The sequence below is a fragment of the Nocardioides donggukensis genome (genome assembly GCF_014842875.1).
Taxonomy (GTDB): domain Bacteria; phylum Actinomycetota; class Actinomycetes; order Propionibacteriales; family Nocardioidaceae; genus Nocardioides; species Nocardioides donggukensis.
This window is the reverse complement of record NZ_JACYXZ010000003.1, coordinates 90,747-117,678: the sequence shown is the minus strand read 5'-3', so window position 1 is coordinate 117,678 and position 26,932 is coordinate 90,747. Positions and strand designations below refer to the sequence as shown.

The window sequence follows — 26,932 nt, the reverse complement described above, 5'->3', positions numbered from 1 at the left end:
CGGCCATGGTCAACATCGTTGTCGCTGATGACGACGAGGACATCCGGGAGCTGGTGGTCTTCAAGCTCCGCCAGTCCGGGCACGAGGTCACGGCGGTCTCGGACGGTGCCGCAGCAGTCTCCGCCTGTCAGGCGGAACGGCCGGCCCTGGTGCTCCTCGACGTGATGATGCCGGGTATGAGTGGGCTGGACGCCGCGCGTGCGCTGCGTGCCGATCCGGGGACGGCGACGCTGCCGATCATCCTGCTGACCGCCCGGGCCCAGGAGGCGGACATCGAGCAGGGCTTCGCCACCGGGGTCGACGACTACATCACCAAGCCGTTCTCGCCGCGCGAGCTGGCATCCAGGGTCACCGCGGTGCTGGCTCGGAGTGGTGCGTGAATGGCCTGGCCCTCCTCGTCGCGTCGCTGTGCCTGATCACCGTCGGCCTGATCGTGGGCCTGCTCTTCCTGCGCTTCACCAGTGACCTGAGGGAGCGTCGGCGGGCTCGTCGGCACGCCCAGCGTCGCGACCAGGTGATGATGCTGATCATGGGCGAGCCCGAGGAGGCCGCCGCCGCGCAGGCCAGTCTCGACGCGCTGCCTCCCTCGGCCTGGCCGGCGACCGAGGAGCAGATCTTCGCCCTGCTGCCGAAGGTGCGGGGCGAGTCCCGACTGGTGCTCGTGGGTCTGCTCTCCTCCCGGGGTGCCGCGGAGCGGGCCCGGCAGCTGCTGTCCTCCCGCTCGGTGGTGCGCCGCTGTCGCGGTGCCTACCGGCTCGGGGCGCTGCACCCGGCCGATGCGACGGCGTCGCTCCTGCCCCGCCTCGGCGACCACTCCTTCCTCGTGCGGCGGGTGACCGTCCGCGCCCTCGGCAGCGTCGCCGACCCGGAGGCGGTCGGACCGTTGTTCGACTCCTGCGGCTCCGACACCCGGCTGACCCGGGACCTGGTCAGCGCCCTCGAGCGGATCGGCACCGCCGGCGCCCCTCGGCTGCGCGAGGTCCTCGCCGTCCCGAGCGGGCGGCGGGACGCCCGCCACGCCGAGATCGCCGCGATCGTGCTCGGCCTGCTCGGCGACGTCTCCGCCGTGCCGCTGCTCCTCGACGCGTTGGGCGACGAGGCACCCGGCCTGCGGGCCGCGGCCGCCGAGGCCCTCGGCCGGATCGGCGTCCCGCAGGCGATCCCCGGACTCACCGCGGCGCTCGACGAGCCCGAGGAGCTGGTCCGCCGCTCCGCCGCCGCGGCCCTGGGCGACATCGGGGACCCGCGCGCCGCGGAGGGGCTCGACCGTGCCCTGACCGAGGCCTCCCGGTTGACCAGCCGGGCCATCGCCGCGGCCCTGCTCGCGCTCGGCGACCCGGGGCGGGAGACCCTGCGTCGCAACCCCTCGCCGTACGCCGCCGAGGCCCTCGCCGTCCAGGGCCTGCGCGGTGGGCTGCGATGAGCGTCGTGGAGCTGCTGCGGGGGCTGATCGAGGCGATGGGGTGGTTCTTCATCTCCTACTCGCTGCTGATCAACACCAGCTTCCTCGCACTCACCGTGCTCGCGGTCGTGGACTTCGTGAACTACCGGCGCCGGATCCAGTTCGCGGCGTACGACGAGTCCTTCGGCGAGCCGCTCGCCCGGGGGATCTCGGTGCTGATGCCGGCCTACAACGAGTCCGAGACGATCATCGGGTCGGTGCAGGCGATGATGGCGATGCGCTATCCCGACTTCGAAGTCGTCGTGATCGACGACGGCTCGAAGGACGACACGGTCGCCAAGCTCATCGAGGCCTTCGACCTGGTCCGGCTCCCGATGGTCGTCGACGACCTGGTGCCGATCGTGGGCGAGGTGACCGGCACCTGGCTCTCGCGCCGCGGCTCGCACAGCCTGGTCCTGGTGACCAAGGAGAACGGCGGCAAGGCCGACGCGCTCAACACCGGGATCAACCTGGCCCGCAAGGAGCTGGTCTGCATGGTCGACGCGGACTCGATCCTCGACCCCGACTCCCTGCTGCACGTGTCGCGTCCGTTCGCCGACGAGCCCACGGAGGTCGTGGCCGCAGGGGGCGTCGTCCGGGTGGCGAACGGGTCCACGATCTCCCAGGGCCGGGTCACCAACGTCCGGATGCCTCGGCGCTGGCTGGCGCGGGTGCAGGTGGTGGAGTACCTCCGGGCCTTCATGATCGGTCGCGCGGGCTGGTCGGCCACCGGGGGCCTGCTGATCATCTCCGGCGCGTTCGGCCTGTTCCGCAAGGACGTCCTGGTGGAGGTCGGGGGAATGGCCACCGACTGCATCGGCGAGGACGCCGAGCTGGTCGTGCGGATCTACCGGTGGATGGGCGACGGCGACCGCGCCGGCAAGGTCGTGTTCGTCTCCGAGCCGGTGGCCTGGACCGAGGCTCCCGAGGACCGGGCGACCCTGCGCAAGCAGCGCCGCCGGTGGCACCGCGGGCTCGCCGAGATCCTCACCCGGCACCGGGACATGCTCTTCCGACGCCGCTACGGCTTCGTCGGCCTGGTCACCATGCCGTGGTTCGTGGTCTTCGAGCTGCTGGCGCCGTTCCTGGAGATCTTCGGGCTGGTCTACTTCTTCGTGGTCCTGGTGCTGCTCGGCCTCGAGGACCTCGGGTTCCTCTCCACCGACCTGGTCGACCCGACCCTGGTGGTGCTGCTGTTCTCCGCCTCGATCCTGTACTCCTTCCTGCTGACGATGGTCGCGCTGCTGGCCGAGGAGATGTCCTACCGCCGGTACCGCGGGGTGGGCGACCTGCTGCGCGCGATCCGGGCGGCCGTGGAGGAAAACTTCGGCTACCGGCAGCTCAACGCCTGGTGGCGGATGGGTGGGGCGGTCGAGGCGGTGCGCCGCAGCCAGCACGACTGGGGCGAGATGAAGCGCCGCGGGTTCGGGGACGGCGCGTGAGCACCCACCCGGCGGCCGACCGACGCGCCCCCGGGCCCGAAGGACAGGGGGACCGCGACTACCTCAGGTTCGTGCTCGTGCTCGGCGCGCTCATCGCGCTCGGGCCGCTCTCGATCGACATGTACCTCCCGGCCTTCCCCCGGATCGCCGAGGACCTGTCGGCGACGCCCTCCCAGGTGCAGCTGACGCTGACCGGGATGCTCTGCGGGCTCGCCCTGGGGCAGCTGGTCATCGGCCCGCTCTCCGATGCCTTCGGACGGCGTCGCCCCCTGCTGGTCGGCCTGCTGGTCCACGCCGTCGCCTCGATCCTGTGCTCGATGGCCTCCACGATCGAGATGCTGTCGGTGCTGCGGGTGCTCCAGGGGCTGGCCGGCGCGTCGGTGTCGGTGACCGCGATGGCGATGGTCCGCGACCGGTTCGCCGGGGTCGCCATGGCTCGGCTCATGGCCCGGCTGATCCTGGTCATCGGGCTGGCGCCGATCATCGCGCCGTCCCTCGGCGGGCTGGTGCTGGAGTGGACCGGCTGGCGCCGGATCTTCGACGTCCTCGCCCTCGCCGCCCTGCTGCTCGCGACGCTGGCCGCCCGCTCGCTGCACGAGACCCTGCCCCCGGAGCGTCGTCGTCCGGCCCGGGTCCGGGCCAGCCTCGCGGCGTACGGCGGGCTGTTCCGGGACGCCCGGTTCCTCGCCCTGGCCCTCATCGGCGGCTCCATGATGGCGACGCTGTTCGCCTACGTCTCGGGCGCCTCCTTCGTCCTCCAGGAGGGCTACGGGCTCTCCGAGCGCACCTTCGCGATCGTCTTCGGCGTCAACGCGGCCGGCTTCGTGGTCGGGTCCCAGCTCAACCCCGTGCTGCTGCGCCGCTACTCCCTGATCCAGGTGCTCACCTCCGGCATCCTGCTCACCTTCGCCGCCGCCGCGCTGCTGCTGGTGACCAGCCTGACCGGCCTGGGTGGCCTGGTGGGCGTCCTGGTGCCGCTCGGGGTGGTGATGTCGGCCGCCGGGCTGTCGATGCCGAACACGCCCGCGCTCGCGCTCGAGCGGTACGCCGGGTCGGCCGGCACCGCCGCCGCCGTGCTCGGCAGCCTCCAGTTCGGGGTAGGCGCGGCGGCGGCGCCGCTGGTCGGCGCGTTCGGGGGCCAGAGCGCCACGCCGATGGCCGTGGTGATGCTGGCGCTGTCCGGCCTGGCCGCGACGCTGATGTACGCCGTGGTGCGGCGCCCGGGCCCCGCACGGGTCGGGTCCGGCACCGGCTGAGCGGCGGTCGGCGCCGGGGAATGCCCTGATTCGCTCGGCGGTTGCAGGAGGTGGCACACTTGTGCGCCGGTTCCGGTTCACGGTCCCGCACCGCGCGGCACCGACCCGGCGACCCAGGAGAGGACACCATGAAGAAGGACATCCACCCGAACTACACCGACACCCAGGTCACCTGCACCTGTGGCGCGCAGTTCACCACCCGCAGCACCGCGACCTCCGGCACCATGCACGCCGACGTCTGCTCGCAGTGCCACCCGTTCTACACCGGCAAGCAGAAGATCCTCGACACCGGCGGCCGCGTGGCCCGCTTCGAGGCCCGGTACGCCAAGAAGGCTGCGAAGCAGGACAGCAGCAAGTAGCTCCGTCGAGGCGCCGGCCACCGCAGGGAGACCTGCGGGGCCGGCGCCTCTTCTCGTCCCCACCCGCACGGCACCCCGCCCGGCCCCCGGCCGGCGGGAGGCCGGGTCATCGAAGGAGCACACCGTGTTCGAGGCAGTGGACGGACTGCTCGCCGAGCATGCCGAGCTCGAGACCCGACTCGCGGCGCCGGAGACCCATGCGGACCAGCGGCTCGCGAAGCGGCTCAACCAGCGGTACGCCGAGCTGGCGGCCATCGTGCGCACCTGGCGGGAGTGGCAGGAGGTCGGGGAGGACCTCGGGGCCGCCCGTGAGCTGGCCGCGGAGGACGCCTCGTTCGCCGACGAGGCGGACGAGCTGGCCCGGCGGCGCGAGGCCGCGGCCGAGCACCTGCGACACCTGCTGGTGCCCCGGGAGCCCAGCGACAGCAAGGACGCTCTGCTGGAGGTGAAGTCCGGCGAGGGCGGCGAGGAGTCCGCGCTGTTCGCCGGCGACCTGCTGCGGATGTACTCCCGGTGGGCCGAGCGGCGTGGCTGGCGGACCGAGATCCTCGACGCCACCGAGTCCGACCTCGGCGGCTACAAGTCGGTGACGCTGGCCGTGCAGGCCCGTGGCGCCGCGCCGCTGCCCGGCGAGGCGCCGTACGCCCTGCTGAAGTTCGAGGGTGGCGTGCACCGCGTGCAGCGGGTGCCGGTGACCGAGTCCCAGGGGCGCGTGCACACCTCGGCCGCCGGGGTGCTGGTGCTGCCGGAGGCCGAGCCGCTCGACGTCAGCCTCGACGAGAACGACCTGCGCATCGACGTCTTCCGGTCCAGCGGGCCCGGCGGCCAGAGCGTCAACACGACCGACTCCGCGGTCCGGATCACCCACCTGCCCTCCGGGATCGTGGTGAGCTGCCAGAACGAGAAGTCGCAGCTGCAGAACCGCGAGCAGGCCATGCGCATCCTCCGCGCACGGCTTCTGGCGGCCGCCGAGGAGGCGGCCGACGCCGAGGCCAGCGAGGCCCGGCGCAGCCAGGTCCGCACCGTGGACCGCTCCGAGCGGATCCGCACCTACAACTTCCCGGAGAACCGGATCTCCGACCACCGCACCGGATACAAGGCCTACAACCTCGACACGGTGCTCGGCGGCGACCTGGACGCGGTCATCACCAGCTGCGTCGAGGCCGACCTGGCCGCCCGGCTGGGGGAGCTCGAGACGTGAGCGGTCCCGTCGCCGCCGGCAGCCCCCGGGACCTCGCCTCGGCGGCCGGCCGTCGGCTGCGGGCCGCCGGGGTCCCCTCGCCGGAGCACGACGCCGCGCTCCTGCTCGCCCACGTCCTGGGGGTCCGGCCGGGCCGGCTCGCGCTCGTCGAGGTGGTCGGCCCCGAGCAGCGGGCGACCTTCGAGGACCTGGTCGCCCGGCGCGCCGCGCGGGAGCCGCTCCAGCACCTGACCGGCAGCGCCGGCTTCCGCCACGTCGAGCTCGCGGTGGGTCCTGGCGTCTTCGTCCCGCGCCCCGAGACCGAGCTGCTGGCCGGCTGGGCCGTGGAGCAGGCCGCGGCCCTCGAGGCCCCGGTCGTGGTCGACCTCTGCACCGGCTCCGGCGCGATCGCGCGGGCGGTGGCCGACGAGGTGCCCACGGCACGCGTCCACGCGGTCGAGCTGGACGAGGGGGCGCACCGGTGGGCGGAGCGGAACCTGGCCGGCACCGGGGTGGACCTGAGGCTGGGGGACATGGCCGACGCCTTCGAGGACCTCCGTGGCCTGGTGGACGTCGTGGTGTGCAACCCGCCGTACATCCCGCTCGAGGCGTGGGAGTCGGTCGCGCCGGAGGCCCGGGACCACGACCCGCACCTGGCGCTGTTCTCCGGCCCGGACGGGCTGGGGGCGCTGCAGGCGCTCGAGCGCCGGGCCGCGCTGCTGCTGCGGCCCGGGGGAGTGGTCGGCGCCGAGCACGCGGACGCCCAGGGCCGGAGCGCTCCGGCCGTCTTCACCGCGACCGGCCGTTGGTGCGAGGTCCGCGACCACCCGGACCTGGCCGGGCGTCCCCGCTACCTGACGGCGAGACTGGCAGGATGAGTGCCCAACCAGCCCGGGGAGCACGCGGAGCCCGAGCGGTGTCGAGAGGAGTGGCAGGCGAGTGAGCACGCGGTACCCGGTCGGCGACGACGACGAGCCGGCACGTGAGCGGGCCATCGAGGCCGCGGCGCTGGCCATCCGACGCGGTGAGCTGGTGGTGCTGCCGACCGACACCGTCTACGGCCTGGCCGCCGACGCGTTCGACCCGGACGCGGTCAGCCGTCTGCTGGCGGCCAAGGGGCGCGAGCGGGACATGCCCCCACCGGTGCTGGTCAGCGCCGCCACCACGCTGGACGCGCTCGCGGTCGGTGTGCCCGGCTACGCCCGGGCCCTGGTCGAGCGGTTCTGGCCGGGCCCCCTGACGCTGGTCTGCCGGCAGCAGAGCTCGCTCCAGTGGGACCTCGGCGACACCCGCGGGACGGTCGCCGTGCGGATGCCGGACCACCCGGTGACGCTGGAGGTGCTGGAGCGCACCGGGCCGCTCGCGGTCAGCTCGGCGAACCTCACCGGGCACCCGGCCGCGCTCGACGCCGACCAGGCCGACGCCATGCTCGGCGACTCGGTGACGGCCATCGTCGACGCCGGCCCGAGCGCCGGCGAGGTGCCCTCCACGATCATCGACGTCACCGGCAGCCAGGGCCGGGTGCTCCGCCCGGGCGCGCTGGGCCTGGCCGAGCTGAACGCCGTCCTCGAGCCGCTCGGGGCCACGCTGACGGACGAGGGCTGAGGCAGACCCCGTGCGCGAGTACCTCCTGGTCTTCCTGGTCGCGGCGTCCATGACCTACCTGCTGACCGTGATCGCCCGCGAGGTGGCACTGCGGACCGGGGCGGTGGCCCAGGTCCGGGACCGGGACATGCACGTCGTGCCGATCCCGTACTTCGGTGGACTGGCCATGCTCGGCGGCCTGGTCGCGGCGTACGTCGTGGCGCGCGAGCTCCCGTTCCTCTCGCTCAGCGCGCCGAACGTGTTCCGGGACGCCGGCGTGGTGCTGGTCGCGGCCGCCCTGATCTGCCTGGTCGGGGTCCTCGACGACCTGTTCGAGCTCGACGCGCTCACCAAGCTGGGCGGCCAGGTGCTGGCCGCGGGGTTCCTGATCGCGTTCGACGTGCAGTACCGCTACTTCCCGGTCCCCGGCGAGGGGCTCTTCGTGCTCCCGCAGGAGCAGGCGGCCCTGCTGACGGTGCTGACCGTGGTCGCCACCGTGAACGCGGTCAACTTCGTCGACGGCCTGGACGGCCTCGCCGCGGGCGTGATCGGCGTGGGGGCGGTGGCGTTCTTCGTGTTCTGCTACCAGCTGGCCGCCCTGAACGGGGTCACCCTGGCGGTGACCGGCGCCCTGCTCTCCGCGGCGCTGGGCGGCGCCTGCATCGGCTTCCTGCCGCACAACTTCTACCCGGCCCGGCTGTTCATGGGCGACAGCGGCTCGATGCTGCTCGGGCTGGCGCTCGCCGCCTCGGCGCTCACCCTGACCGGCCAGTTCGCGGTCACCGACATCACCCAGGGCGGACGGGAGTCCGGGGCCAGCCTGCTGCCCACCCTGCTCCCGATCATCGTGCCGCTGTCGATCCTGGTGGTGCCGTTCGCGGACCTGACCCTCGCGGTCGTGCGCCGGACCCGGCGCGGCGAGATGTTCTACCACCCCGACAAGCAGCACCTGCACCACCGGATGCTCGAGATCGGCCACTCCCACCGCCGGGCGGTGCTGATCATCTGGCTCTGGGCCGGCCTCATCGGCTTCGGGACCGTCCTCGGGAGCCTCTACTCCGGTCCGCTGGTGTGGGGCCTGCTCGTGGCGTGGCTGGTGCTGACCGTGGTCCTGACGTTCGTGGTGCCCCGGTTCCGGGGGATCGACCCGGCCGTCGAGCCGGCCTGAGCACCGGTTGGCGACCCGCCGGGACTTTGTGCTACTTTTCACAAGCGCCGAGAGGCGCCTGATTCCCCCGAAGAGAACGGCCGCCGCCATGACGACCGAGTCGCAGCACCACAGCCCCTTCCGGGGCGGGTCCGTGCTCCTCGGCGCCGCGGTCGCCACCTTCCTCGTGGGCCTGGTCGTCACGCTCGTCGGCGCGGCCACCGGCGGTGCCCCCGCCGCGTACGGCGCCCTCACCGGGGTCCTGCTCGTGATCGTGGTCTTCGCCTTCGGAGCAGGCACCGTGCACCTCGTGGCCGGCCTGGTCCCCGCGGCCTCGCTGCTGGTGGCGCTCCTGACCTACACGCTCCAGGTGGCGGCGATGGCGGTGGCCTTCGTGACCCTCGACTCCTCCGGCCTGCTGGACGCGACGCTGGACCGCCGCTGGCTGGCCGGTGCCGTGATCGTCGGCACCCTCGGCTGGCTGGCCAGCCAGATCGTGCTCGCGGTGCGGCTGCGCCTCCCGGCCTACGACCTGCCCGAGGAGCGGGCCGGCAGCGGCCTCCGCGAGCGGCCGGAGGCGGGTGCGCGATGACCCGGTCCGGCTGCTATTGTCCGGGGCGCGATGGCTCAGCAGAAACCCCCGTCTGCTCGTCCCGGCGGCACCTCCGACGACACCCCACGAGGCGACCCGTGGCACGCGTTCGGGTACCTGGTGTCGGGTGTGGCGATGTACGGGCTGCTGGGCTGGGCGCTGGACCAGTGGTGGGACACATCCTTCCTGGTGGTCGTCGGCATCCTGCTCGGTGCGGGGCTGGGGATCTACATGACCTGGGCGCGGTTCAACCGTCAGGTCGCACCACCGCAAGACGAGACGTTGTCGGGCTGAGGTAGGAGACACGGTGAGTTTGATCGGGACGCTCGTTGTCCGGGCCGAGGGGTTCACGCCCCCGGGGCCGGGCGACTTCAACCTCCCGCCCATCGGTGGCGGGACCGGGACCTTCGAGTGGCTCGGGCAGAGCCACTACATCGGCGTCACCAAGCCGATGGTGCAGCTGGTCCTCGCCGCGATCCTCGTGTTCGGCTTCTTCTACCTCGCCGCCAAGCGCCGGGAGATGGTGCCGGGCCGCATGCAGTACGTCGCGGAGGAGGCCTACGGCTTCGTCCGGAACTCCATGGGTCGCGACATCATCGGCTCGGCCGACTTCATGCGCTTCGTCCCCTACCTGTTCGCGCTCTTCTTCTTCCTGCTCGTCAACAACCTCATGGCGAGCGTCCCGCTCATCCAGTTCCCCACGTTCTCCCGCTCCGGCATGGTCTACAGCCTCGCCGTCCTGAGCTGGGTCATCTACAACGGCGTGGGCATCAAGAAGCACGGGCTGGTCGGCTACCTCAAGCTGCAGTCGGTGCCCTCCGGCGTCGGCGGCCCGATCCTCCTGCTGCTGGTGCCGCTGGAGTTCATGTCGAACATCCTGGTGCGACCCTTCACGCTCGCACTGCGACTCTTCGCGAACATGTTCGCCGGCCACCTGCTGCTGATCCTCTTCGCACTCGGTGGCGAGTACATCCTCCTCCACATGGCGATCCAGTTCGCCCCGGTGGGGATCCTCGCCTGGGTGCTGTTCATCGCGGTCGCCTTCCTGGAGATCCTGATCCAGTTCCTCCAGGCGTACGTCTTCGTGCTCCTGAACGCGATGTACATCCAGGGTGCCGTCGCCGACGAGCACTGAGAGACCGTTCCACCCCCTACGTAACACCAGAGCAGGAACAACGAAAGGAAAGTGCCGTGGAAGGCAACCTGAACATGATCGGCTACGGCCTGGCTGCGATCGGCCCCGGCGTCGGCATCGGTCTGATCTTCGCCGCCTACATCTCCGGCGTCGCGCGTCAGCCGGAGGCGCAGAGCCGCCTCCAGTCGATCGCCATCCTGGGCTTCGCCCTCGCTGAGGCGCTCGCCATCATCGGTATCGCCCTCGCGTTCGTTCTCTGACCGGACAACCGACTGAAGGACCGCCCATGCAGACGCTGAACCTCCTCGCGGCCGGGGAAGAGCTGAACCCGCTCATCCCGCACCCCGTCGAGATCGTCCTGTCGCTCGTCGTCTTCGGCCTGCTGTTCCTGGCCGTGAAGAAGTTCGTCGTGCCGAACTTCGAGAAGACCTTCTCCGAGCGCACGTCGGCGATCGAGGGGGGTCTGGCCGCGGCCGAGACCAAGCAGGCCGAGGCCGACGCCAAGCTCGCCGAGCTGGAGAAGCAGCTCGCCGACGCCCGGCACGAGGCGGCCCGCATCCGTGAGGAGGCCCGGGAGCAGGGCGCCGCGATCGTCTCCGAGATGCGGGACCAGGCCCAGGCCGAGTCCACGCGGATCGTCGACCACGGCAAGGCCCAGATCGAGGCCGAGCGCCAGCAGGCGGTCACCTCGCTCCGGGCGGAGGTGGGCACGCTGGCCACCGCGCTGGCCGGCCGCATCGTCGGGGAGAGCCTCGACGACGACGACCGGTCGAACCGGGTCGTCGAGCGGTTCCTGGCCGACCTCGAGACCATGGAGTCGGCCCGCTCGGGTGGCACGTCCACGAACGGCGACGGGGCGCGCTGATGCTGCTTCGAGGACCGTCGGCCGACGCGGCCGCCACGCTGGGTGACCGGTTGCGGGCGGCGATCTCCGAGGTCGGCTCCCGCAAGGCGGCGCAGGTCGGGGAGGAGCTCTTCGGCGTGTCCGGCGTGCTCCGCACCAACCCGAGCCTGCGTCGTACCGTCACCGACGTCTCCGTCGACGGCCGCGCCCGGGGCGAGCTCGTGCGCGGCCTGTTCGACGGCAAGGTCGACCCGGTCACCCTCGACCTGGTCGTCGGCGCCGTCGAGCAGCGGTGGACCCGCCCCCGGGACCTGCCGGACACGCTGGAGAACCTGGGTGTCGAGGCCGTGATCCGCTCGGCCGACGAGCCCGGTCGGGTCGCCGACGAGCTGTTCGCCTTCGAGCAGGTCCTGGTGGAGAACCCCGACCTGCGCAGCGCCCTCTCGGACCCCAGCCGGTCCGTGTCCGACAAGCGGGACCTGCTCCGGGGACTCCTCGAGGGCCGGACCCTGTCCGCCACGGCCCGTCTGGTCGACCAGTCGCTGGCCGGCACGTACCGCACCATCTCGGTGGCCATGCGCGAGTACCAGAAGGTCGCCGCCGGTGTGCACGGGGAGAGCGTGGCCACGGTCCGCGCCGCGAGCGAGCTCTCCGACGGTGAGCAGGAGCGGCTCCGGTCGGCCCTGTCCACCCAGTACGGCCGCGACGTGCACCTCAACATCGTGGTCGACCCCACGGTGATCGGCGGGATCCGCGTCGAGATCGGAGACGACGTCATCGACGGCACCGTCTCCGCCCGCCTCGCCGACGCCCGCCGCCGACTGGCCGGATGACCCGGCCCCACCCACGACCCCGACCTTCGAGCACCCGAACAGTGAGGAACCAGAAATGACGGAGCTGTCCATCCGTCCGGACGAGATCCGGGACGCACTGCAGCGCTTCGTGGCGGACTACGAGCCCGAGACTGCCAGCAAGGAAGAGGTCGGCACGGTCGCCGAGGCCGGTGACGGCATCGCCCGGGTCAGCGGCCTGCCGTCCGTCATGGCCAACGAGCTGCTCGAGTTCGAGGACGGCACGCTGGGCATCGCCCTCAACCTCGACACCCGCGAGATCGGCGTCGTCATCCTCGGTGACTTCGACAAGATCGAGGAGGGCCAGGCGGTCCGCCGCACCGGGGAGATCCTCTCGGTGCCGGTCGGCGACGGCTACCTCGGCCGCGTGGTCGACCCGCTCGGCACCCCGATCGACGGGCTCGGCGACGTCGAGACCACCGGCCGTCGTGCCCTCGAGCTCCAGGCCCCCAGCGTGGTCGAGCGCAAGTCGGTGCACGAGCCGCTCGCCACGGGCATCAAGGCGATCGACGCCATGACGCCGATCGGCCGCGGCCAGCGCCAGCTCATCATCGGCGACCGCGCCACCGGCAAGACCACGATCGCGATCGACACGATCATCAACCAGAAGCAGTACTGGGAGACCGGCGACCCGGAGAAGCAGGTCCGCTGCATCTACGTCGCCATCGGCCAGAAGGGCTCGACGATCGCCTCGGTCCGCGGCGCCCTCGAGGAGGCCGGCGCGCTCGAGTACACCACCATCGTGGCCTCGCCGGCCTCGGACTCGGCCGGCTTCAAGTACCTCGCGCCGTACACCGGCTCGGCCATCGGCCAGCACTGGATGTACGAGGGCAAGCACGTCCTCATCGTGTTCGATGACCTGACCAAGCAGGCCGAGGCCTACCGCGCCGTCTCGCTGCTGCTGCGCCGCCCGCCGGGCCGCGAGGCCTACCCGGGTGACGTGTTCTACCTGCACAGCCGGCTGCTCGAGCGGTGCGCGAAGCTCTCCGACGACATGGGTGCCGGGTCGATGACCGGGCTGCCGATCATCGAGACCAAGGCCAACGACGTCTCGGCGTTCATCCCGACCAACGTCATCTCGATCACCGACGGCCAGATCTTCCTGCAGTCGGACCTGTTCGCCTCCAACCAGCGCCCCGCCATCGACGTGGGCGTCTCGGTCTCGCGGGTGGGTGGCGCCGCCATGACGAAGGCCATGAAGGCGGTCACCGGCTCGCTCAAGGTCGACCTGGCGCAGTTCCGTGCCATGGAGGCGTTCGCGATGTTCGCCTCCGACCTCGACGCCGCCTCCCGGCAGCAGCTCGAGCGGGGCCAGCGACTGATGGCACTGCTCAAGCAGCCGCAGTACTCGCCGTACCCGCTCGACGAGATGACGGTGGCGCTGTGGACCGGCACCACCGGTCGCCTCGACCGGGTCCCCACCCCCGACGTGCTGCGCTTCGAGAACGAGTTCATCGACTACCTGCGCCGCTCGCACGAGGGCATCCTCGCGGGCATCCGGGAGAGCCAGAAGTTCGAGGACTCCACCGCGACCGAGCTCGAGGGTGCCTACGACTCCTTCCTCGACCAGTTCGAGACCTCCGAGGGGGGCTCGATCAAGGCCGGGCGCGAGGAGCACGAGGCGCTTGAGGACGAGGACGTGGAGCAGGAGCAGATCGTCAAGCAGAAGCGGGGCTGACCCATGGCCGTATCGCTGCGTGAGTACCGCGCGCGGATCAAGTCGACCGAGTCGATGAAGAAGATCACGCGCGCCATGGAGCTCATTGCTGCGTCCCGGATCATCAAGGCGCAGCAGCGGGCCCAGGCGGCCGCGCCGTACGCGCGCGAGCTGACCCGTGCGGTGTCGGCGGTGGCGACGTTCTCGAACGTCGACCACGCGCTCACCACCGAGCCGGAGAACCCCCAGCGGGCCGCGGTCCTGATCGTGACCAGCGACCGGGGCCTCGCCGGTGCCTACTCCTCGAACGTGCTCAAGGAGGCCGAGCGCCTCATCGAGAAGCTCAAGGACGAGGGCAAGCAGGTCGACGTCTACATCACCGGCCGCAAGGGGGAGGCGTACTTCAAGTTCCGCCGCCGCCCCGTGGCGCAGACCTGGACCGGGTTCTCCGACCAGCCGACCTACGACGTGGCCGCCGACATCGGGGCCACGCTCATCGCCGCCTTCCTCGGCGACGACGAGACGCCGGCCGAGGAGGGTGCCCCGCAGGGTGTCGACGAGGTGCACGTGGTCTACACGCGCTTCCGGTCGATGCTCAGCCAGGAGCCGACCGCGATCCGGCTGCTGCCGCTCGAGGTCGTCGAGGGGGAGGAGGCGCCGGAGGACGAGGACCTGCTGCCGCTCTACGAGTTCGAGCCGTCGCCGTCCGACGTCCTCGACTCGTTGCTGCCCCGCTACGTGCAGAGCCGGATCTTCTTCGCCCTGCTGCAGGCGGCGGCCTCCGAGCTGGCCGCCCGTCAGAAGGCCATGAAGTCGGCCACGGACAACGCCGACGAGCTCATCAAGAAGTACAAGCGCATCGCCAACCAGGCCCGTCAGGCCGGCATTACCCAGGAAATCAGCGAGATCGTCGGTGGCGTCAACGCCCTTGCCGACGCCCAAGCCGGGAGTGAGTGAGAGAACATGACTGCCACTGTTGAAGAGACCGCCAGCGCCGGAACCGGCGGCGGCATCGGACGCGTCGCCCGCGTCATCGGCCCGGTCGTGGACATCGAGTTCCCGACCGACGCGATGCCGGAGATCTACAACGCCCTCAAGGTCGAGATCGCGTTGGGCGGCGAGACCACCCGGATCACCCTGGAGGTCGCCCAGCACATCGGCGACGGCATGGTCCGCGCCATCTCGATGAAGCCCACCGACGGACTGGTTCGCGGCGCGAGCGTCACCGACACCGGTGAGTCGATCACCGTGCCGGTCGGCGACGTGACCCTCGGCAAGGTGTTCAACACCACCGGCGAGTGCCTCAACCTCGAGGAGGGCGAGACCCTCGACGTCCAGGAGCGGTGGGGCATCCACCGCAAGGCGCCGGCGTTCGACCAGCTCGAGTCCAAGACCCAGATGTTCGAGACCGGCATCAAGGTCATCGACCTGCTCACGCCCTACGTCCTCGGCGGCAAGATCGGCCTGTTCGGCGGCGCCGGCGTCGGCAAGACCGTGCTCATCCAGGAGATGATCGCGCGAGTCGCCAAGAACCACGGTGGTGTGTCGGTGTTCGCCGGCGTGGGTGAGCGCACCCGTGAGGGCAACGACCTCATCGCCGAGATGGACGAGGCCGGCGTCATCGGCCAGACCGCCCTGGTGTTCGGCCAGATGGACGAGCCGCCGGGCACCCGGCTGCGCGTCGCGCTGTCCGCGCTGACGATGGCGGAGTACTTCCGCGACGTGCAGAACCAGGACGTGCTGCTCTTCATCGACAACATCTTCCGGTTCACCCAGGCCGGCTCCGAGGTCTCGACGCTCCTCGGGCGGATGCCGTCCGCGGTGGGCTACCAGCCCACCCTGGCCGACGAGATGGGCCAGCTGCAGGAGCGGATCACCTCGACGCGCGGCAACTCGATCACCTCGATGCAGGCGATCTACGTGCCCGCGGACGACTACACCGACCCCGCCCCGGCCACGACGTTCGCCCACCTGGACGCCACCACGGAGCTCTCGCGTGACATCGCCTCGCAGGGCATCTACCCCGCGGTGGACCCGCTGACGTCGACGTCGCGGATCCTCGACCCGCAGTACATCGGCCGCGAGCACTACGACTGCGCCATCCGCGTGAAGCAGATCCTGCAGCGCAACAAGGAGCTGCAGGACATCATCGCGATCCTCGGTGTGGACGAGCTGTCCGAGGAGGATAAGGTGATCGTGCACCGGGCCCGTCGCATCCAGCGGTTCCTGTCGCAGAACACCTACGTCGCCAAGCAGTTCACCGGCATCGAGGGCTCGACGGTCACCGTGGCCGACACCATCGAGGCGTTCAACAAGATCGCCGACGGTGAGTACGACCACGTCGCCGAGCAGGCGTTCTTCATGTGCGGCGGTCTCGAGGACGTCGAGGCCAAGTGGGCCGAGATCCAGAAGAGCCTGTGATGGGCGACTCGCTGCAGGTCGAGCTGGTCGCCGCCGACCGCCTCGTGTGGTCGGGCGAGTCGACGATGGTCATCGCCCGCACCACCGAGGGGGACGTCGGCATCCTGCCCGGCCACGCGCCGCTGCTGTCGCTGCTCATCGAGGGTGTCGTCGACATCCAGACCAGCGAGGGGGAGACCTGGGTGGCCGCGGTCGACGCCGGCTTCCTCTCGGTGGCCGGCAACCGGGTGTCGGTCCTCGCCGAGCACGCGGAGATGTCGCACGAGATCGACCTGGAGAAGGCCCGCCACGACCTCGAGCGGGCCCAGGCCGCGGGTGAGAACGACGACGAGGCGGCCGAGGCCGTACGTCGCGCCGAGGCCCGGATCAGGGCGGTCGAGAAGGCCTCCTGAGGCCCCCTGCCCTCCTCGCGGGGGCGGGTGGCGGCACGGATAGAGTGACGCCACGCGCCAGCCGGAGTGAGGGAGGGACAGATGCCACTGTGGCAGTGGATCCTGGACTCCGCGGGCATCCTGCTGCTGCTGGTGCTGCTCTACGGGCTGGCACTGGTGCTCCGCCGCCGGGCGCTGTCCCGCGACGGCGGGTGCTTCGAGCTCAGTCACCGCGCCCGGACCGATCGGCCCGGGCGCGGCTGGGTGCTCGGCCTGGGCCGCTACGCCGGCGACGACCTCGAGTGGTTCCGGATCTTCTCCCTCGCCCCCCGTCCACGGCGGCGCTGGTCCCGCTCCGAGCTGTCCTACGTGGGACGCCGCGAGGCGGGCGCGGGCGAGCAGATGGCGCTGTACGCCGACCATGTCGTGGTCACGCTCACCTCGGCCGACGGCGAGGTCGAGATGGCGATGAGCCCGAGCTCGCTGATGGGCTTCCAGTCCTGGCTGGAGGCAGCCCCGCCGGGGGGCGGCAGCGCCCGGTGACGCTGCGGTGAGTGCCCGCACCGCCGTGGCGGTGGTGTTCGTCGTCAACGGCTTCGCGTTCGCCTCGTGGGTCTCCCGGATCCCCGCCGCCCGCGAGCGACTCGGACTCGGCAACGGGGAGCTGGGGCTCCTGCTGCTGGCCCTGTCGGTCGGCTCGCTGGTGGCACTGCCGCTCACCGGCGCGCTGGTGCGCCGGTTCGGGGCGGCCCGGGTGCTCTCCGGTGCGGCCTGGTCGGCGGCGCTCGGCCTGGTGCTGATCGGCACCGGGGCCGGGGGTCCGGAGTCGGTCGTGGTGGTCGCCCTCGGACTGCTCGTCTACGGCGTCGGCACCGGCTCGTGGGACGTGGCGATGAACATCGAGGGCGCGGCCGTGGAGCACGCCCTCGGTCGGACGATCATGCCCCGGTTCCACGCCGGGTTCAGCCTGGGCACGGTGCTCGGCGCCGTCACGGGCGCGCTGGCCGCGCGCGCCGACGTACCCGCGCTCTGGCACCTGGGGCCGGTGGCCCTGGTCTCCCTGGGCCTGGCCCTGCGCGCGGTGCGCGACTTCCTTCCCGTCGTCGCCGAGGAGGAGGCGGTGCCGACCGAGCCGGGCTCGGTCTTCGCGGCCTGGCGCGAGCCGCGCACCCTGCTCATCGGCCTGATGGTGCTCGCCCTCGCGTTCACCGAGGGCACGGCCAACGACTGGCTGGGGGTGGCGCTCGTCGATGGGTACGCCGTCGAGAAGTGGGTCGGGGTCGCGGGGTTCGCGGTCTTCGTGGTCTCGATGACCCTCGGACGCTGGTTCGGCTCCGGGCTGCTGGACCGCTTCGGCCGGGTGGCCGTGCTGCGGGCGACGATCCTCGCCGCCCTGGTCGGGGTGGCGCTGCTCGTGTCCGGGGCCCAGGTCGCCGGCTCGCCGGGAGCGGCGCTGGCCGTGGTCGGGATCGCCCTCTGGGGGCTCGGTGCCTCGTTGGGGTTCCCGGTCGGCATGAGCGCCGCCGGGGACGACCCCGTGCACGCGGCCGCCCGGGTCAGCGTGGTCTCGACGATCGGCTACGCGGCGTTCCTCGCCGGGCCGCCGGTGCTGGGCTTCCTGGCCGATCGGGTCGGCACGCTGGAGGCGCTGCTCGCCGTCGCGGCGCTGCTGGTCCCGGCCGCCCTGGTCGTGCCGGCCGCGCGCCGCGAGGACCCGGCCACCCCCTGATCCCGCCTGTTCGCCGACGTCGTGGTCGGCGCCGGCCGGTTCGGGTCAGCCGCGCTCCCCGCCGGGCACCCACAGGACGTCGCCGCGCTCCCGGTTCGCGTGCCGGGCCAGGATGAACAGCAGGTCCGAGAGCCGGTTCAGGTAGGTGAGCGCGAGCGGGTTCATCGTCTCCCCGTGCTCGGCGTAGGCCGCCCAGCCGGCCCGCTCCGCGCGGCGTACGACGGTGCGCGCGACGTGCAGGTGGGCGGCCGCGACCGTGCCCCCGTTGAGGATGAACGAGCGCAGGACCTCGAGCTCCTCGTTGTAGGAGTCGCACCACCCCTCGAGCCGGTCCACGTAGTCCTGCTCGATCCGCAGCGGCGGGTACTCCGGGTCCGGGACGATCGGGGTGCAGAAGTCGGCACCCACGTCGAAGAGGTCGTTCTGGATCGTCGTGAGCACCCGGACCACGTCCTCGGCCACCCCGCCGTGCGCCAGGGCGACGCCGATGTGCGCGTTCGCCTCGTCGACGCTCGCATAGGCCTCGAGCCGCAGGTCGTTCTTGGAGGTCTCGCTCATGTCGCCGAGTCGGGTGGTGCCGGCGTCGCCGGTGCGGGTGTAGATGCGGGTGAGGTTGACCATGGGGCAGACCCTACCGACGTACGGTCTGGGACATGGATCCCCGCCGCCAGGCCCTGCTGCTCGCGCTGCCCGGACTGAGCCTCGCCGTGGCCGGGCTGTTCCATCCGCACGGGCTCAGCCACGAGACCTCCCGCCTCTGGTTCGGCCTGCACGTCCCCGGGCTGCTGGTCTTCCCGCTGGTCGGCCTCGCGCTCGCCTGGCTGGTCCGGGGTCGCACCGACCCGGTCGCCTGGGTCGTGCGGCTGGCCGCCTACGGCTACGCCACGTTCTACTCCGCCCTCGACGTGATCAGCGGGATCGCGGCCGGCTGGGTGACCTGGCAGCTCGGCCCCGGCGTCGAACGACCCGACGAGGTCCGGCTGCTGTTCCGGATCGGGACGCCGCTCGGCGAGATCGGCTCCTGGGCGCTGCTCGCCTGCGTCGCGGTGCTGGTGGCGGACCGACTGCTGCGGGGTCGGCGACCGACGGCGGCGACGCTCGTCGGGCTCCTGGTGCTGCCCGGGGCCTGGCTGGTGCACGTCGGGCACATCTTCGCGCCGGAGGGGGTCGCCGGCATGGCCCTGCTCGGCGTGGGTACCGCGGCGCTGTCGTGGTCTCGGCGCGGCGAGGCAACCGATCGGGCTGCCGGCGCGTCATAGTCGATGACACGCGACGAGCGGTGGCATTCGGGTGCCACCGACGAGGGGGACGGCATGGAGATCAGCATCGACGGGCCACGGCTGGTCCTGCGCGGAGACCTGGACGGTCGCAGCACCCAGGAGGTGCGGGCGGCGCTCTACGACCGGCTCGGCGCCTGCGACGGCGACGTCGTGGTGGACCTGACCGAGGTCACCGCGGCCGACGTGATCGGGCTGCGGGTGCTCGCCGCCGCCAGCCGGTACGCCGGCCGGCGCGGTCGGCGCATCGTGCTCCGGGGCGCCGGCGGTGGCATCCGCCGGCTGCTGCACCTCTCGCACCTGGTCCGGGTGGTCGAGCTCGAGCGCAGCCTGGAGGGCGCCGAGGGCGGCTGATCGCCGGGGGATCCGGCACCGATCCCGGTGCGATCGGCCACCTCCGGTGTCGTGAGGACCACACCCGAGACCGGTGCCCACCCGCCGGGAATCGGTTTACCCTCCCCACATGAGTGAATCGCGCGCCGAGAAGGACCGCCCCTGGGTCATGCGGACGTACGCCGGTCACTCGACCGCCGCGGCCTCCAACGCGCTCTACCGCACCAACCTCGCGAAGGGGCAGACCGGGCTCTCGGTCGCCTTCGACCTGCCCACCCAGACCGGCTACGACCCGGACTCGCCGCTGAGCCGGGGCGAGGTCGGCAAGGTCGGGGTGCCGGTGCCGCACCTGGGGGAGATGCGCCGCCTCTTCGAGGACATCCCGCTGACGGGGATGAACACCTCGATGACGATCAACGCCACCGCCATGTGGCTGCTGGCGATGTACCAGGTCGCCGCCGAGGAGCAGAACCCCGACCTCGCGCCGGAGGAGGTCGCCCACCAGCTGGCCGGCACCACCCAGAACGACATCATCAAGGAGTACCTCTCCCGGGGGACCTACGTCTTCCCGCCGGAGCACTCGCTGCGCCTGATCAGCGACGTGATCTCCTACACCGTCCACCAGATCCCGAAGTGGAACCCGATCAACATCTGCAGCTACCACCTGCAGGAGGCGGGCGCCACGCCGCAGCAGGAGCTCGCCTACGCCCTGTGCACGGCGATCGCGGTGCTCGACCAGGTGAAGGGCTCCGGTCAGGTCTCCGAGGAGGACTTCGACAAGGTCGTGGGCCGGATCTCGTTCTTCGTCAACGCCGGTGTGCGGTTCGTCGAGGAGACCTGCAAGATGCGGGCCTTCGTGCAGCTGTGGGACGAGATCACCCGGGAGCGGTACGGCGTCGAGGACCCCAAGATGCGCCGGTTCCGCTACGGCGTGCAGGTCAACTCGCTGGGGCTGACCGAGGCCCAGCCGGAGAACAACGTGCAGCGGATCGTGCTGGAGATGCTGGGCGTCACGCTCTCGAAGAGCGCCCGCGCCCGCGCCGTACAGCTGCCGGCGTGGAACGAGGCCCTCGGCCTGCCCCGGCCGTGGGACCAGCAGTGGTCGCTCCGGCTCCAGCAGGTGCTGGCTTTCGAGTCCGACCTGCTGGAGTACGACGACATCTTCGAGGGCTCGACCGTCATCGAGGCGAAGGTGCGCGAGCTGGTCGAGGGCGCCCGCGAGGAGATGGACCGGGTGCAGGCCATGGGCGGCGCGATCGCGGCCGTCGAGTCCGGCTACATGAAGTCCGAGCTGGTCTCCGCGCACGCCGCCCGTCGGGGTCGCATCGAGTCCGGCGAGGAGCGGATCGTCGGCGTGAACTGCTTCGAGACGACCGAGCCGTCGCCGCTGACCGCCGACCTCGACGCGGCGATCATGGCCGCCGACCCCGAGGCGGAGGCCTCGGCGCTGTCGTCGGTCGAGCGGTGGAAGGCCGAGCGTGACGACGCGGCCGTGCGCGAGGCCCTCGCCAGGCTGGCCGCCGACGCCAAGTCCGAGGCGAACCTCATGGAGGCCACCTTGGCCGCCGCCCGGGCCGGTGCCACGACCGGTGAGTGGGCCGGCACGCTGCGGGAGGTCTTCGGTGAGTTCCGGGCCCCCACGGGCGTGAGCGGCGCGGTCGGCGTGGCCGATGCGGGCGCCGAGCTGAGCGCGGTCCGCGAGCGGGTCCGGGCCACGGGCGAGGAGCTGGGCGGTCGGCTCCGGCTGCTGGTCGGCAAGCCCGGGCTGGACGGGCACTCCAACGGCGCGGAGCAGGTGGCGGTCCGGGCGCGGGACGCCGGCTTCGAGGTGATCTACCAGGGCATCCGGCTCACCCCGGCGCAGATCGTCTCGGCCGCGGTGGCCGAGGACGTGCACTGCATCGGCCTCTCGATCCTCTCCGGCTCGCACATGGAGCTGGTGCCGGCGGTGCTCGCCGGCCTCCGAGAGGCCGGCATGGACGACGTCCCGGTGATCGTCGGGGGGATCATCCCCGACGCGGACGGCCGGGCGCTCACCCAGCAGGGGATCGCGGCGGTCTACACCCCGAAGGACTTCGGCCTCACCGAGATCATGGACGGCATCGTCGGGGTGATCCGGCGGGCCAACGGGCTGGACTGAGCCGACTACCAGCCCCAGGTCCCGGGCGGGCCCTTGAACGGGCCGACCACCCGTGAGGTGATCCACCCGCCGTAGAAGCCACCCTCCTGCGGGGTGACGGTCTCGCCGTCGACGACACACCGCTCCACCGCCGACGGCATCACCGACAGGTGGTCCACGAGCGCCGCGAAGCCGGGGGCGGGCTCCGGGTAGGTCCACGCCGCGCGCGCCGCCGTACCCGAGGGGACCACGAGGTCGAAGTAGGACGCCCGGCCCTTCCACTCGCACGCCGACGAGCCGGCCGCGCGACGCAGCACCCCGTCGACGAACGCCGACCGGGGCAGGTAGTACAACGGCGGGTGGCTGGTCTCGAGCACGCGGTACGACGCGCTGGTGCGCGCGACGCACTCGCCGCCCAGCCACACCTCCACCCGCTCGGTGCTCGGCTCCAGCCGCGGTGGGCGGGGGTAGTCCCACACGGACTCCTGCCCGGGACCGGGGGACGTGGGGGTCGGCACGCCCCCAACCTAGCCAGGGGGACCCACCGGACCCGGCTACCGTGGCCGGATGAGCGACCTGCACTGCCCGGCCCGGGTGTACGTCGTGGTGCCCGACGCCGGCCAGGCCGGGGCGGAGGCCGGGGCGCAGGTGGGGGAGCGACTGCTCGCCGCGGCCCGGGCCGAGCGGGTGGCCGCGGTCCTCGCCGCCGGACCGACCGGGTTCGCGCAGGCGCTCGCCACCGGCCTCGGGGTGCCGCTCGAGCTGCGCTCCGACCTGGCCGGGATCCGCATCGCGGTCGACGCACCGGTCCCTGCCGCGCTGGATGCGGTGGCCGACGAGCGCCTCGGCGAGGCGGTCCTCGTCGTGGGCGACGCGGGGCGTCCCGGGACGCTGCGGATGGTCCGCGACAGCACCGGCTGGGTGGTCACGTCCTGAGGGTAGGCATGCCTCAGTCGCAGGTGTACCGTCGAAGGATGGGCCGCAAGACCAAGCCGAAGAGCCGGTGCTGCGTCAGCGCCGTCCGGTGCGAGAACTGCCCCCTGCGGATGCTCGAGGAGGGCACCCTGCCCCGGGGCTACACGGTCCGGCACCACAAGCTGGTCAAGGTGTCCCGGTCGCGCCGGGCCCGGTCCGCCCAGTCCGCCCGGGCCGCCTGAGGTCCGGCAGGACCGTCCGGCCCGACTCCGGCCGTCGGCGCCCGGTGCGGCGCGGGCACCGGCATACTGGGGCCCATGGCACGGGTCAGCGTCGTGGGCGCCGGGGTGGTCGGGCTCACCGCCGCGATCAGGCTCCTGGAGGCCGGGCACCGCGTCGACGTCCTGGCTCGCGACCTCCCGCTCGAGACCACCAGCGCGGTCGCGGCCGCGCTCTGGTACCCCTACCGGGCCCTGCCGCAGGACCGGGTCACCGGGTGGTCGCAGACGACCTACGACACGTTGGCCGGGCTGGCCGGGTCGACCGGGTCGGCCGGGGGGACTGCCACCGGTGTGCGCATGCGCACCGGCACCGAGGTGTTCACCGCGCCGACGTCGGACCCGTGGTGGCGCGGGGCGGTGCCGGACCTGGACCGGGAGACGGCGCTCCCCGAGGGGTACGTCGACGGCTGGACGTTCCGCACCCCTGTCGTCGAGATGCCGGTGCACCTGCGGTGGCTGACCTCGCGGGTCTCCGAGCTGGGCGGCACCCTGACCCGGATCAGCCTGGGCGCACTGCCGAAGGGGGCCGACCTGGTCGTCAACTGTGCCGGGCTCGGGGCGCGGCTCCTGGGCGGCGACCACGCGGTCACGCCCGTGCGCGGCCAGGTCGTCGTGGTCGAGCAGGTCGGCCTGGACCGCTGGTGGCTCGACGCCGCCGGGCCGACGTACGTCGTGCCGCGCTCGGCCGACATCGTCGTCGGCGGCACCGACGAGGAGGGCGACTGGAGCCGCACCGCCTCCCCGGAGACGGCCCGGGCGATCCTGGCCCGGGCGCGGCGCCTGGTGCCGGAGCTGGCCGGTGCCCGGGTGCTCCGGCACAAGGTCGGTCTGCGGCCGGTGCGGCCGACCGTGCGGCTGGAGCGGGTCGACGACGTGATCCACTGCTACGGCCACGGGGGAGCGGGGGTGACCCTCTCCTGGGGCACGGCCGCGGAGGTGGTCGCGCTGGCGGACGCGGGCTGACCCTGGCTGACCCTGGCTGACCCTGGCTGACCCTGGCTGACTCTGGCCGACCCGGGCCGACGGGGAGCGGGGGCTCAGCCCTGCCGGCGCTCGCGCCGGCGCCGCGCCACCGGCAGCACCAGGGCCACCCCGAGGGCGACCCCGGCGAGCAGACCCACCAGGCCCAGCCGCTCGTTCACCAGCACGGACACGGCCACGCCGCAGCCGATGGCCAGGACCATCACCGCGGCGGCGGCCAGCATCCGGACGGCCATCTCGCCCACGAAGACCTGGGCGAAGCTGGGTCGCGGGTCCGATCCCCGGCCCTCGGCGGTCGTGCCGGCCCACGCCAGCGGCTCCTCCGCGACCACCGCTGCGGGGTTCAGGGGGCCGTGGATGTGGGGGAAGGTGTCCTCGCCGACCCGGTCCTCGCGCCACGGCGAGGTCAGCAGGTCGGTCTCGATCGTGAGCAGCACCAGCGGGCCGGGTGGATCGGCGTAGAACCTCTCCAGCACGCGCGGCCACTGGTCGGCCCGCGCGGCGTGGATGAAGCCCTCCTCCTCGAGGGTGCGGCCCAGCGTCGACCAGGCGTAGGAGCCGGCCAGCTTCGCCGCCTCCCACCGGGAGCGCTCGGCGACGTGGAAGATCCGCATCAGAACAGCCGGGCGGTCGGATCGTCCAGGCCGCGCAGGGCGTCGTAGTCGACGGTGGCGCAGGCGATCCCGCGGTCCTCGGCCAGCACCCGGGCCTGGGGCCGGATCTCCTGGGCGGCGAAGATGCCGCGCACCGGGCGCAGCAGCGGGTCCCGGTTCAGCAGCTCGAGGTAGCGGGTGAGCTGCTCGACGCCGTCGATGTCGCCGCGACGCTTGATCTCCACGGCGACCGAGGCGCCGAGCGCGTCACGGCACATCAGGTCCACCGGACCGATGGCGGTCGGGAACTCGCGCCGGACCAGCGAGAGCCCCTCGGACAGGGTGCCCGGGTGCTCGGCGAGCAGCTCCTGGAGGTGCTTCTCGACGCCGTCCTTCTGGAGGCCCGGGTCCACCCCGAGGTCGTGCGAGGAGTCGTGGTGGATCTCCTCGATCAGGATCCGCAGGGTGTCGTCGGTGCGGGAGGTCACCGTCCACTCCACCTGGCCCTCGTCACTGGTGCCCTCGCGCAGCGTGCACGGCGGCGACATCCAGTTCAGCGGCTTGTAGGAGCCGCCGTCACTGTGGACCAGCACCGAGCCGTCCGACTTGAGCATCAGCACGCGGGTGGCCATCGGCAGGTGTGCCGAGAGCCGGCCCGCGTAGTCCACCTGGCAGCGGGCGACGACGAGTCTCACAGGAGCCACCGTAATCGTCCGGGGATCCCGGCCCGGTCACCGGCCCGTTCCGAGTGACGCGGATCACGGCAAGCGCTTGCGCATTCTCCGTCCGGTGATGTTGTCTTGGGCGCTATGAGCCTCGTCACCGTACTAGCCACCGACGAGCCGGCCCAGACCTGGGAATGGCTCGCCACCGTAGAGGACGCGATCAACGGCGCGTTCGACCCGATCGCGACGGCCGTCGGCACCGTGATCTTCGCCAAGATCCCGATCTTCGGGACCGAGGCTCCGTTGATCGTCTTCTGGCTGGTGATCGCGGCGCTGATCTTCACGATCTACTTCCGCGGCATCCAGTTCACCGGGGCCAGGACCTCCCTCGACCTGGTGCGCGGCAAGTACTCGCGGCACAGCGACCCGGGGGAGGTGACCCACTTCCAGGCGCTCTCCTCGGCGGTGTCGGGCACCGTCGGCCTCGGCAACATCGCCGGTGTCGGTGCGGCGGTGGTCATCGGTGGCCCGGGAGCGACGTTCTGGATGATCGTCGCCGGCCTGCTCGGCATGTGCACGAAGTTCGTGGAGTGCACGCTCGGGGTGAAGTACCGCGAGGTGCACGAGGACGGCACGGTCACCGGTGGCCCGTTCAAGTACCTCCCCGTCGCGTTCGAGCGGTTCGGAGCCGGCGTCTCCAAGGCGATGGTCCTGGTCTTCGCGGTCGCGCTGTTCCTGTTCGGCGCCATCGGCGGCAACATGTTCCAAGCCAACCAGACCCTGGCCCAGGCCCGCGAGGTCACCGGCGGTGACGACGGCTTCCTCGGCTCCTCAGGCTCCGCCCTGGTCTTCGGCATCGTCCTCGCCCTGCTGGTCGGCGCGGTGATCCTCGGCGGCATCACCTCGATCGCCCGGGTCACCTCGAAGCTGGTCCCGGTGATGGGCCTGCTGTACGTCGGGGCGTGCACGCTCGTCATCCTCGGCAACATCGTCGACATCCCGGCGGCGATCGGCACCATCGTCAGCGAGGCGTTCAACCCGACCAGCGCCGCCGGCGGCGTCGTGGGTGTCCTGATCGTGGGCTTCCAGCGGGCGGCCTTCTCCAACGAGGCGGGTGTCGGCTCCGCGCCGATCGTCCACTCGGCCGTGAAGACCAAGCACCCCGTCAGCGAGGGCTTCGTCGCCCTGCTCGAGCCGTTCATCGACACCGTGGTCATCTGCACGATGACCGCCCTGACGATCGTGGTCGCGGACACGAACTTCTACAACGACGCGGTCAGCTCGGTCGCCGCCGGCGGGGACGCCCCCGACGGGGTCGTCGTCACCTCGCGGTCCTTCGAGACCTTCCTGCCCCAGTTCCCGGTGATCCTGGCCATCGCGGTCGGCCTGTTCGCCTTCTCGACGCTCATCACGTGGAGCTACTACACGATGAAGGCGTGGACCACGCTGTTCGGGCGCACGCCCGGCAGCGAGCTGGTCTTCAAGATCGTCTTCTGCCTGTTCACCGTCATCGGCGCCACCGTGAACTTCACCTCGGTCCTGGACTTCGCGGACGCGATGCTCTTCGTCTGCGCGATCCCGAACCTGCTGGCCTGCTACCTGTTGCTCCCCAAGGTCCGCGAGGAGCTGCGCAGCTTCCGTGACGGCGTCCGGGAGGGCCGGATCAAGCAGGTCCCGGTCGAGGAGCGCGCCACCACCTGACGAGGCACGGTCGGGAGACGGGCGTCCGCAGGGTCTCGCCCGTCTCCGGCCGGCTCCG

At 72.0% G+C, this 26,932-nt stretch carries 32 protein-coding genes; 28 read left to right on the top strand and 4 right to left on the bottom strand.

Annotation, left to right across the window (positions count from 1 at the left end):
- Positions 1–5: 5 nt before the first annotated feature.
- From IE331_RS10805 to IE331_RS10705, 21 genes are all read left to right on the top strand, one after another.
- Positions 6–380, top strand: coding sequence for a response regulator transcription factor (locus tag IE331_RS10805; RefSeq protein WP_192143437.1), 375 nt, complete (start codon positions 6–8; stop codon positions 378–380).
- Positions 377–1,423: a HEAT repeat domain-containing protein gene (locus IE331_RS10800; protein ID WP_192143435.1), complete on the top strand. Its 1,047-nt coding sequence runs from the start codon at positions 377–379 to the stop codon at positions 1,421–1,423. The genes IE331_RS10805 and IE331_RS10800 overlap by 4 nt, the downstream gene beginning before the upstream one ends.
- A complete protein-coding gene (locus IE331_RS10795; RefSeq protein WP_201931616.1) occupies positions 1,420–2,883 on the top strand; it encodes a glycosyltransferase family 2 protein in 1,464 nt (487 codons plus the stop codon). The genes IE331_RS10800 and IE331_RS10795 overlap by 4 nt, the downstream gene beginning before the upstream one ends.
- The gene (locus tag IE331_RS10790; RefSeq protein WP_192143433.1) at positions 2,880–4,139 is read left to right on the top strand and encodes a multidrug effflux MFS transporter; all 1,260 of its coding nucleotides are present in this window, start codon (positions 2,880–2,882) and stop codon (positions 4,137–4,139) included. The genes IE331_RS10795 and IE331_RS10790 overlap by 4 nt, the downstream gene beginning before the upstream one ends.
- 128 nt (positions 4,140–4,267) lie before the next feature.
- Complete coding sequence (gene rpmE / locus IE331_RS10785; RefSeq protein ID WP_192143431.1) at positions 4,268–4,498, top strand: 50S ribosomal protein L31; 231 nt, start codon at positions 4,268–4,270, stop codon at positions 4,496–4,498.
- Positions 4,499–4,622: 124 nt separating this feature from the next.
- On the top strand, positions 4,623–5,699 hold the full coding sequence (prfA, locus tag IE331_RS10780; RefSeq protein WP_192143429.1) for a peptide chain release factor 1: 1,077 nt from the start codon (positions 4,623–4,625) through the stop codon (positions 5,697–5,699).
- Positions 5,696–6,556, top strand: coding sequence for a peptide chain release factor N(5)-glutamine methyltransferase (prmC, locus tag IE331_RS10775; protein WP_192143427.1), 861 nt, complete (start codon positions 5,696–5,698; stop codon positions 6,554–6,556). Before prfA ends, prmC begins: the two co-directional genes overlap by 4 nt.
- A gap of 61 nt (positions 6,557–6,617) precedes the next feature.
- The gene (locus IE331_RS10770; RefSeq protein ID WP_192143425.1) at positions 6,618–7,283 is read left to right on the top strand and encodes an L-threonylcarbamoyladenylate synthase; all 666 of its coding nucleotides are present in this window, start codon (positions 6,618–6,620) and stop codon (positions 7,281–7,283) included.
- Between the two features lie 10 nt (positions 7,284–7,293).
- Positions 7,294–8,430 (top strand): glycosyltransferase family 4 protein, encoded by a 1,137-nt coding sequence (locus IE331_RS10765; protein WP_192143422.1) that lies wholly within the window; start codon positions 7,294–7,296, stop codon positions 8,428–8,430.
- 88 nt (positions 8,431–8,518) lie between these two features.
- The gene (locus IE331_RS10760) at positions 8,519–9,001 is read left to right on the top strand and encodes a hypothetical protein (protein WP_192143420.1); all 483 of its coding nucleotides are present in this window, start codon (positions 8,519–8,521) and stop codon (positions 8,999–9,001) included.
- A gap of 30 nt (positions 9,002–9,031) precedes the next feature.
- Complete coding sequence (locus tag IE331_RS10755) at positions 9,032–9,295, top strand: AtpZ/AtpI family protein (RefSeq protein WP_192143418.1); 264 nt, start codon at positions 9,032–9,034, stop codon at positions 9,293–9,295.
- Positions 9,296–9,308: 13 nt separating this feature from the next.
- On the top strand, positions 9,309–10,136 hold the full coding sequence (gene atpB / locus IE331_RS10750) for a F0F1 ATP synthase subunit A (RefSeq protein ID WP_192143416.1): 828 nt from the start codon (positions 9,309–9,311) through the stop codon (positions 10,134–10,136).
- Between the two features lie 74 nt (positions 10,137–10,210).
- A complete protein-coding gene (atpE, locus tag IE331_RS10745; protein ID WP_082550515.1) occupies positions 10,211–10,396 on the top strand; it encodes an ATP synthase F0 subunit C in 186 nt (61 codons plus the stop codon).
- 35 nt (positions 10,397–10,431) lie between these two features.
- The gene (locus IE331_RS10740; RefSeq protein WP_263863368.1) at positions 10,432–11,001 is read left to right on the top strand and encodes a F0F1 ATP synthase subunit B; all 570 of its coding nucleotides are present in this window, start codon (positions 10,432–10,434) and stop codon (positions 10,999–11,001) included.
- Complete coding sequence (locus IE331_RS10735) at positions 11,001–11,813, top strand: F0F1 ATP synthase subunit delta (RefSeq protein WP_192143412.1); 813 nt, start codon at positions 11,001–11,003, stop codon at positions 11,811–11,813. Before IE331_RS10740 ends, IE331_RS10735 begins: the two co-directional genes overlap by 1 nt.
- A gap of 55 nt (positions 11,814–11,868) precedes the next feature.
- On the top strand, positions 11,869–13,509 hold the full coding sequence (gene atpA / locus IE331_RS10730; protein WP_192143410.1) for a F0F1 ATP synthase subunit alpha: 1,641 nt from the start codon (positions 11,869–11,871) through the stop codon (positions 13,507–13,509).
- A gap of 3 nt (positions 13,510–13,512) precedes the next feature.
- Positions 13,513–14,445 carry a F0F1 ATP synthase subunit gamma gene (locus IE331_RS10725; protein ID WP_192143408.1) on the top strand — a complete coding sequence of 311 codons (933 nt, stop codon included), beginning with the start codon at positions 13,513–13,515 and terminating at the stop codon, positions 14,443–14,445.
- Between the two features lie 6 nt (positions 14,446–14,451).
- A complete protein-coding gene (gene atpD, locus IE331_RS10720; protein ID WP_192143406.1) occupies positions 14,452–15,909 on the top strand; it encodes a F0F1 ATP synthase subunit beta in 1,458 nt (485 codons plus the stop codon).
- Positions 15,909–16,301 (top strand): F0F1 ATP synthase subunit epsilon, encoded by a 393-nt coding sequence (locus IE331_RS10715; protein WP_192143404.1) that lies wholly within the window; start codon positions 15,909–15,911, stop codon positions 16,299–16,301. The genes atpD and IE331_RS10715 overlap by 1 nt, the downstream gene beginning before the upstream one ends.
- Before the next feature lie 81 nt (positions 16,302–16,382).
- Complete coding sequence (locus tag IE331_RS10710; protein WP_192143402.1) at positions 16,383–16,823, top strand: DUF2550 domain-containing protein; 441 nt, start codon at positions 16,383–16,385, stop codon at positions 16,821–16,823.
- A gap of 7 nt (positions 16,824–16,830) precedes the next feature.
- On the top strand, positions 16,831–18,009 hold the full coding sequence (locus IE331_RS10705; protein WP_192143400.1) for an MFS transporter: 1,179 nt from the start codon (positions 16,831–16,833) through the stop codon (positions 18,007–18,009).
- 45 nt (positions 18,010–18,054) lie between these two features.
- On the opposite strand, the gene IE331_RS10700 is transcribed toward IE331_RS10705, so the two are convergent.
- Positions 18,055–18,630, bottom strand: a complete 576-nt coding sequence (locus IE331_RS10700) for a cob(I)yrinic acid a,c-diamide adenosyltransferase (protein ID WP_192143398.1) — start codon at positions 18,628–18,630, stop codon at positions 18,055–18,057.
- A 32-nt stretch (positions 18,631–18,662) separates the two neighbouring features.
- Here IE331_RS10700 and IE331_RS10695 point away from each other — a divergent pair, with 32 nt between their 5' ends.
- The 3 genes from IE331_RS10695 (at position 18,663) to IE331_RS10685 (ending at position 21,759) form a co-directional block, all read left to right on the top strand.
- Positions 18,663–19,268, top strand: a complete 606-nt coding sequence (locus IE331_RS10695) for a hypothetical protein (RefSeq protein ID WP_192143396.1) — start codon at positions 18,663–18,665, stop codon at positions 19,266–19,268.
- 54 nt (positions 19,269–19,322) lie between these two features.
- A complete protein-coding gene (locus tag IE331_RS10690; RefSeq protein WP_192143394.1) occupies positions 19,323–19,640 on the top strand; it encodes an STAS domain-containing protein in 318 nt (105 codons plus the stop codon).
- A 109-nt stretch (positions 19,641–19,749) separates the two neighbouring features.
- Positions 19,750–21,759 carry a protein meaA gene (locus IE331_RS10685; protein WP_192143392.1) on the top strand — a complete coding sequence of 670 codons (2,010 nt, stop codon included), beginning with the start codon at positions 19,750–19,752 and terminating at the stop codon, positions 21,757–21,759.
- A 5-nt stretch (positions 21,760–21,764) separates the two neighbouring features.
- Here the strand turns inward: IE331_RS10685 and IE331_RS10680 are convergent, their stop codons facing one another.
- Entirely contained in the window at positions 21,765–22,256 is a 492-nt protein-coding gene (locus IE331_RS10680; RefSeq protein ID WP_192143390.1) for a DUF427 domain-containing protein, read from the bottom strand.
- A 49-nt stretch (positions 22,257–22,305) separates the two neighbouring features.
- On the opposite strand from IE331_RS10680, the gene IE331_RS10675 reads away from it, so the two are divergent.
- From IE331_RS10675 to IE331_RS10665, 3 genes are all read left to right on the top strand, one after another.
- On the top strand, positions 22,306–22,674 hold the full coding sequence (locus IE331_RS10675) for a hypothetical protein (RefSeq protein WP_192143389.1): 369 nt from the start codon (positions 22,306–22,308) through the stop codon (positions 22,672–22,674).
- Between the two features lie 38 nt (positions 22,675–22,712).
- The gene (locus IE331_RS10670) at positions 22,713–22,895 is read left to right on the top strand and encodes a hypothetical protein (protein WP_192143388.1); all 183 of its coding nucleotides are present in this window, start codon (positions 22,713–22,715) and stop codon (positions 22,893–22,895) included.
- Positions 22,896–22,970: 75 nt separating this feature from the next.
- Positions 22,971–23,897: an FAD-dependent oxidoreductase gene (locus IE331_RS10665; RefSeq protein WP_192143387.1), complete on the top strand. Its 927-nt coding sequence runs from the start codon at positions 22,971–22,973 to the stop codon at positions 23,895–23,897.
- Positions 23,898–23,971: 74 nt separating this feature from the next.
- Here IE331_RS10665 and IE331_RS10660 read toward each other — a convergent pair whose 3' ends face one another.
- Together IE331_RS10660 and nucS are read right to left on the bottom strand one after the other, a co-directional pair.
- Complete coding sequence (locus tag IE331_RS10660) at positions 23,972–24,529, bottom strand: DUF952 domain-containing protein (RefSeq protein WP_192143386.1); 558 nt, start codon at positions 24,527–24,529, stop codon at positions 23,972–23,974.
- Positions 24,529–25,203, bottom strand: coding sequence for an endonuclease NucS (nucS, locus tag IE331_RS10655; protein ID WP_192143385.1), 675 nt, complete (start codon positions 25,201–25,203; stop codon positions 24,529–24,531). Before nucS ends, IE331_RS10660 begins: the two co-directional genes overlap by 1 nt.
- Positions 25,204–25,317: 114 nt before the next feature.
- Between nucS and IE331_RS10650 the strand changes: the two genes are divergently transcribed.
- Entirely contained in the window at positions 25,318–26,874 is a 1,557-nt protein-coding gene (locus IE331_RS10650; protein WP_192143383.1) for an alanine/glycine:cation symporter family protein, read from the top strand.
- Positions 26,875–26,932 lie beyond the last annotated feature (58 nt).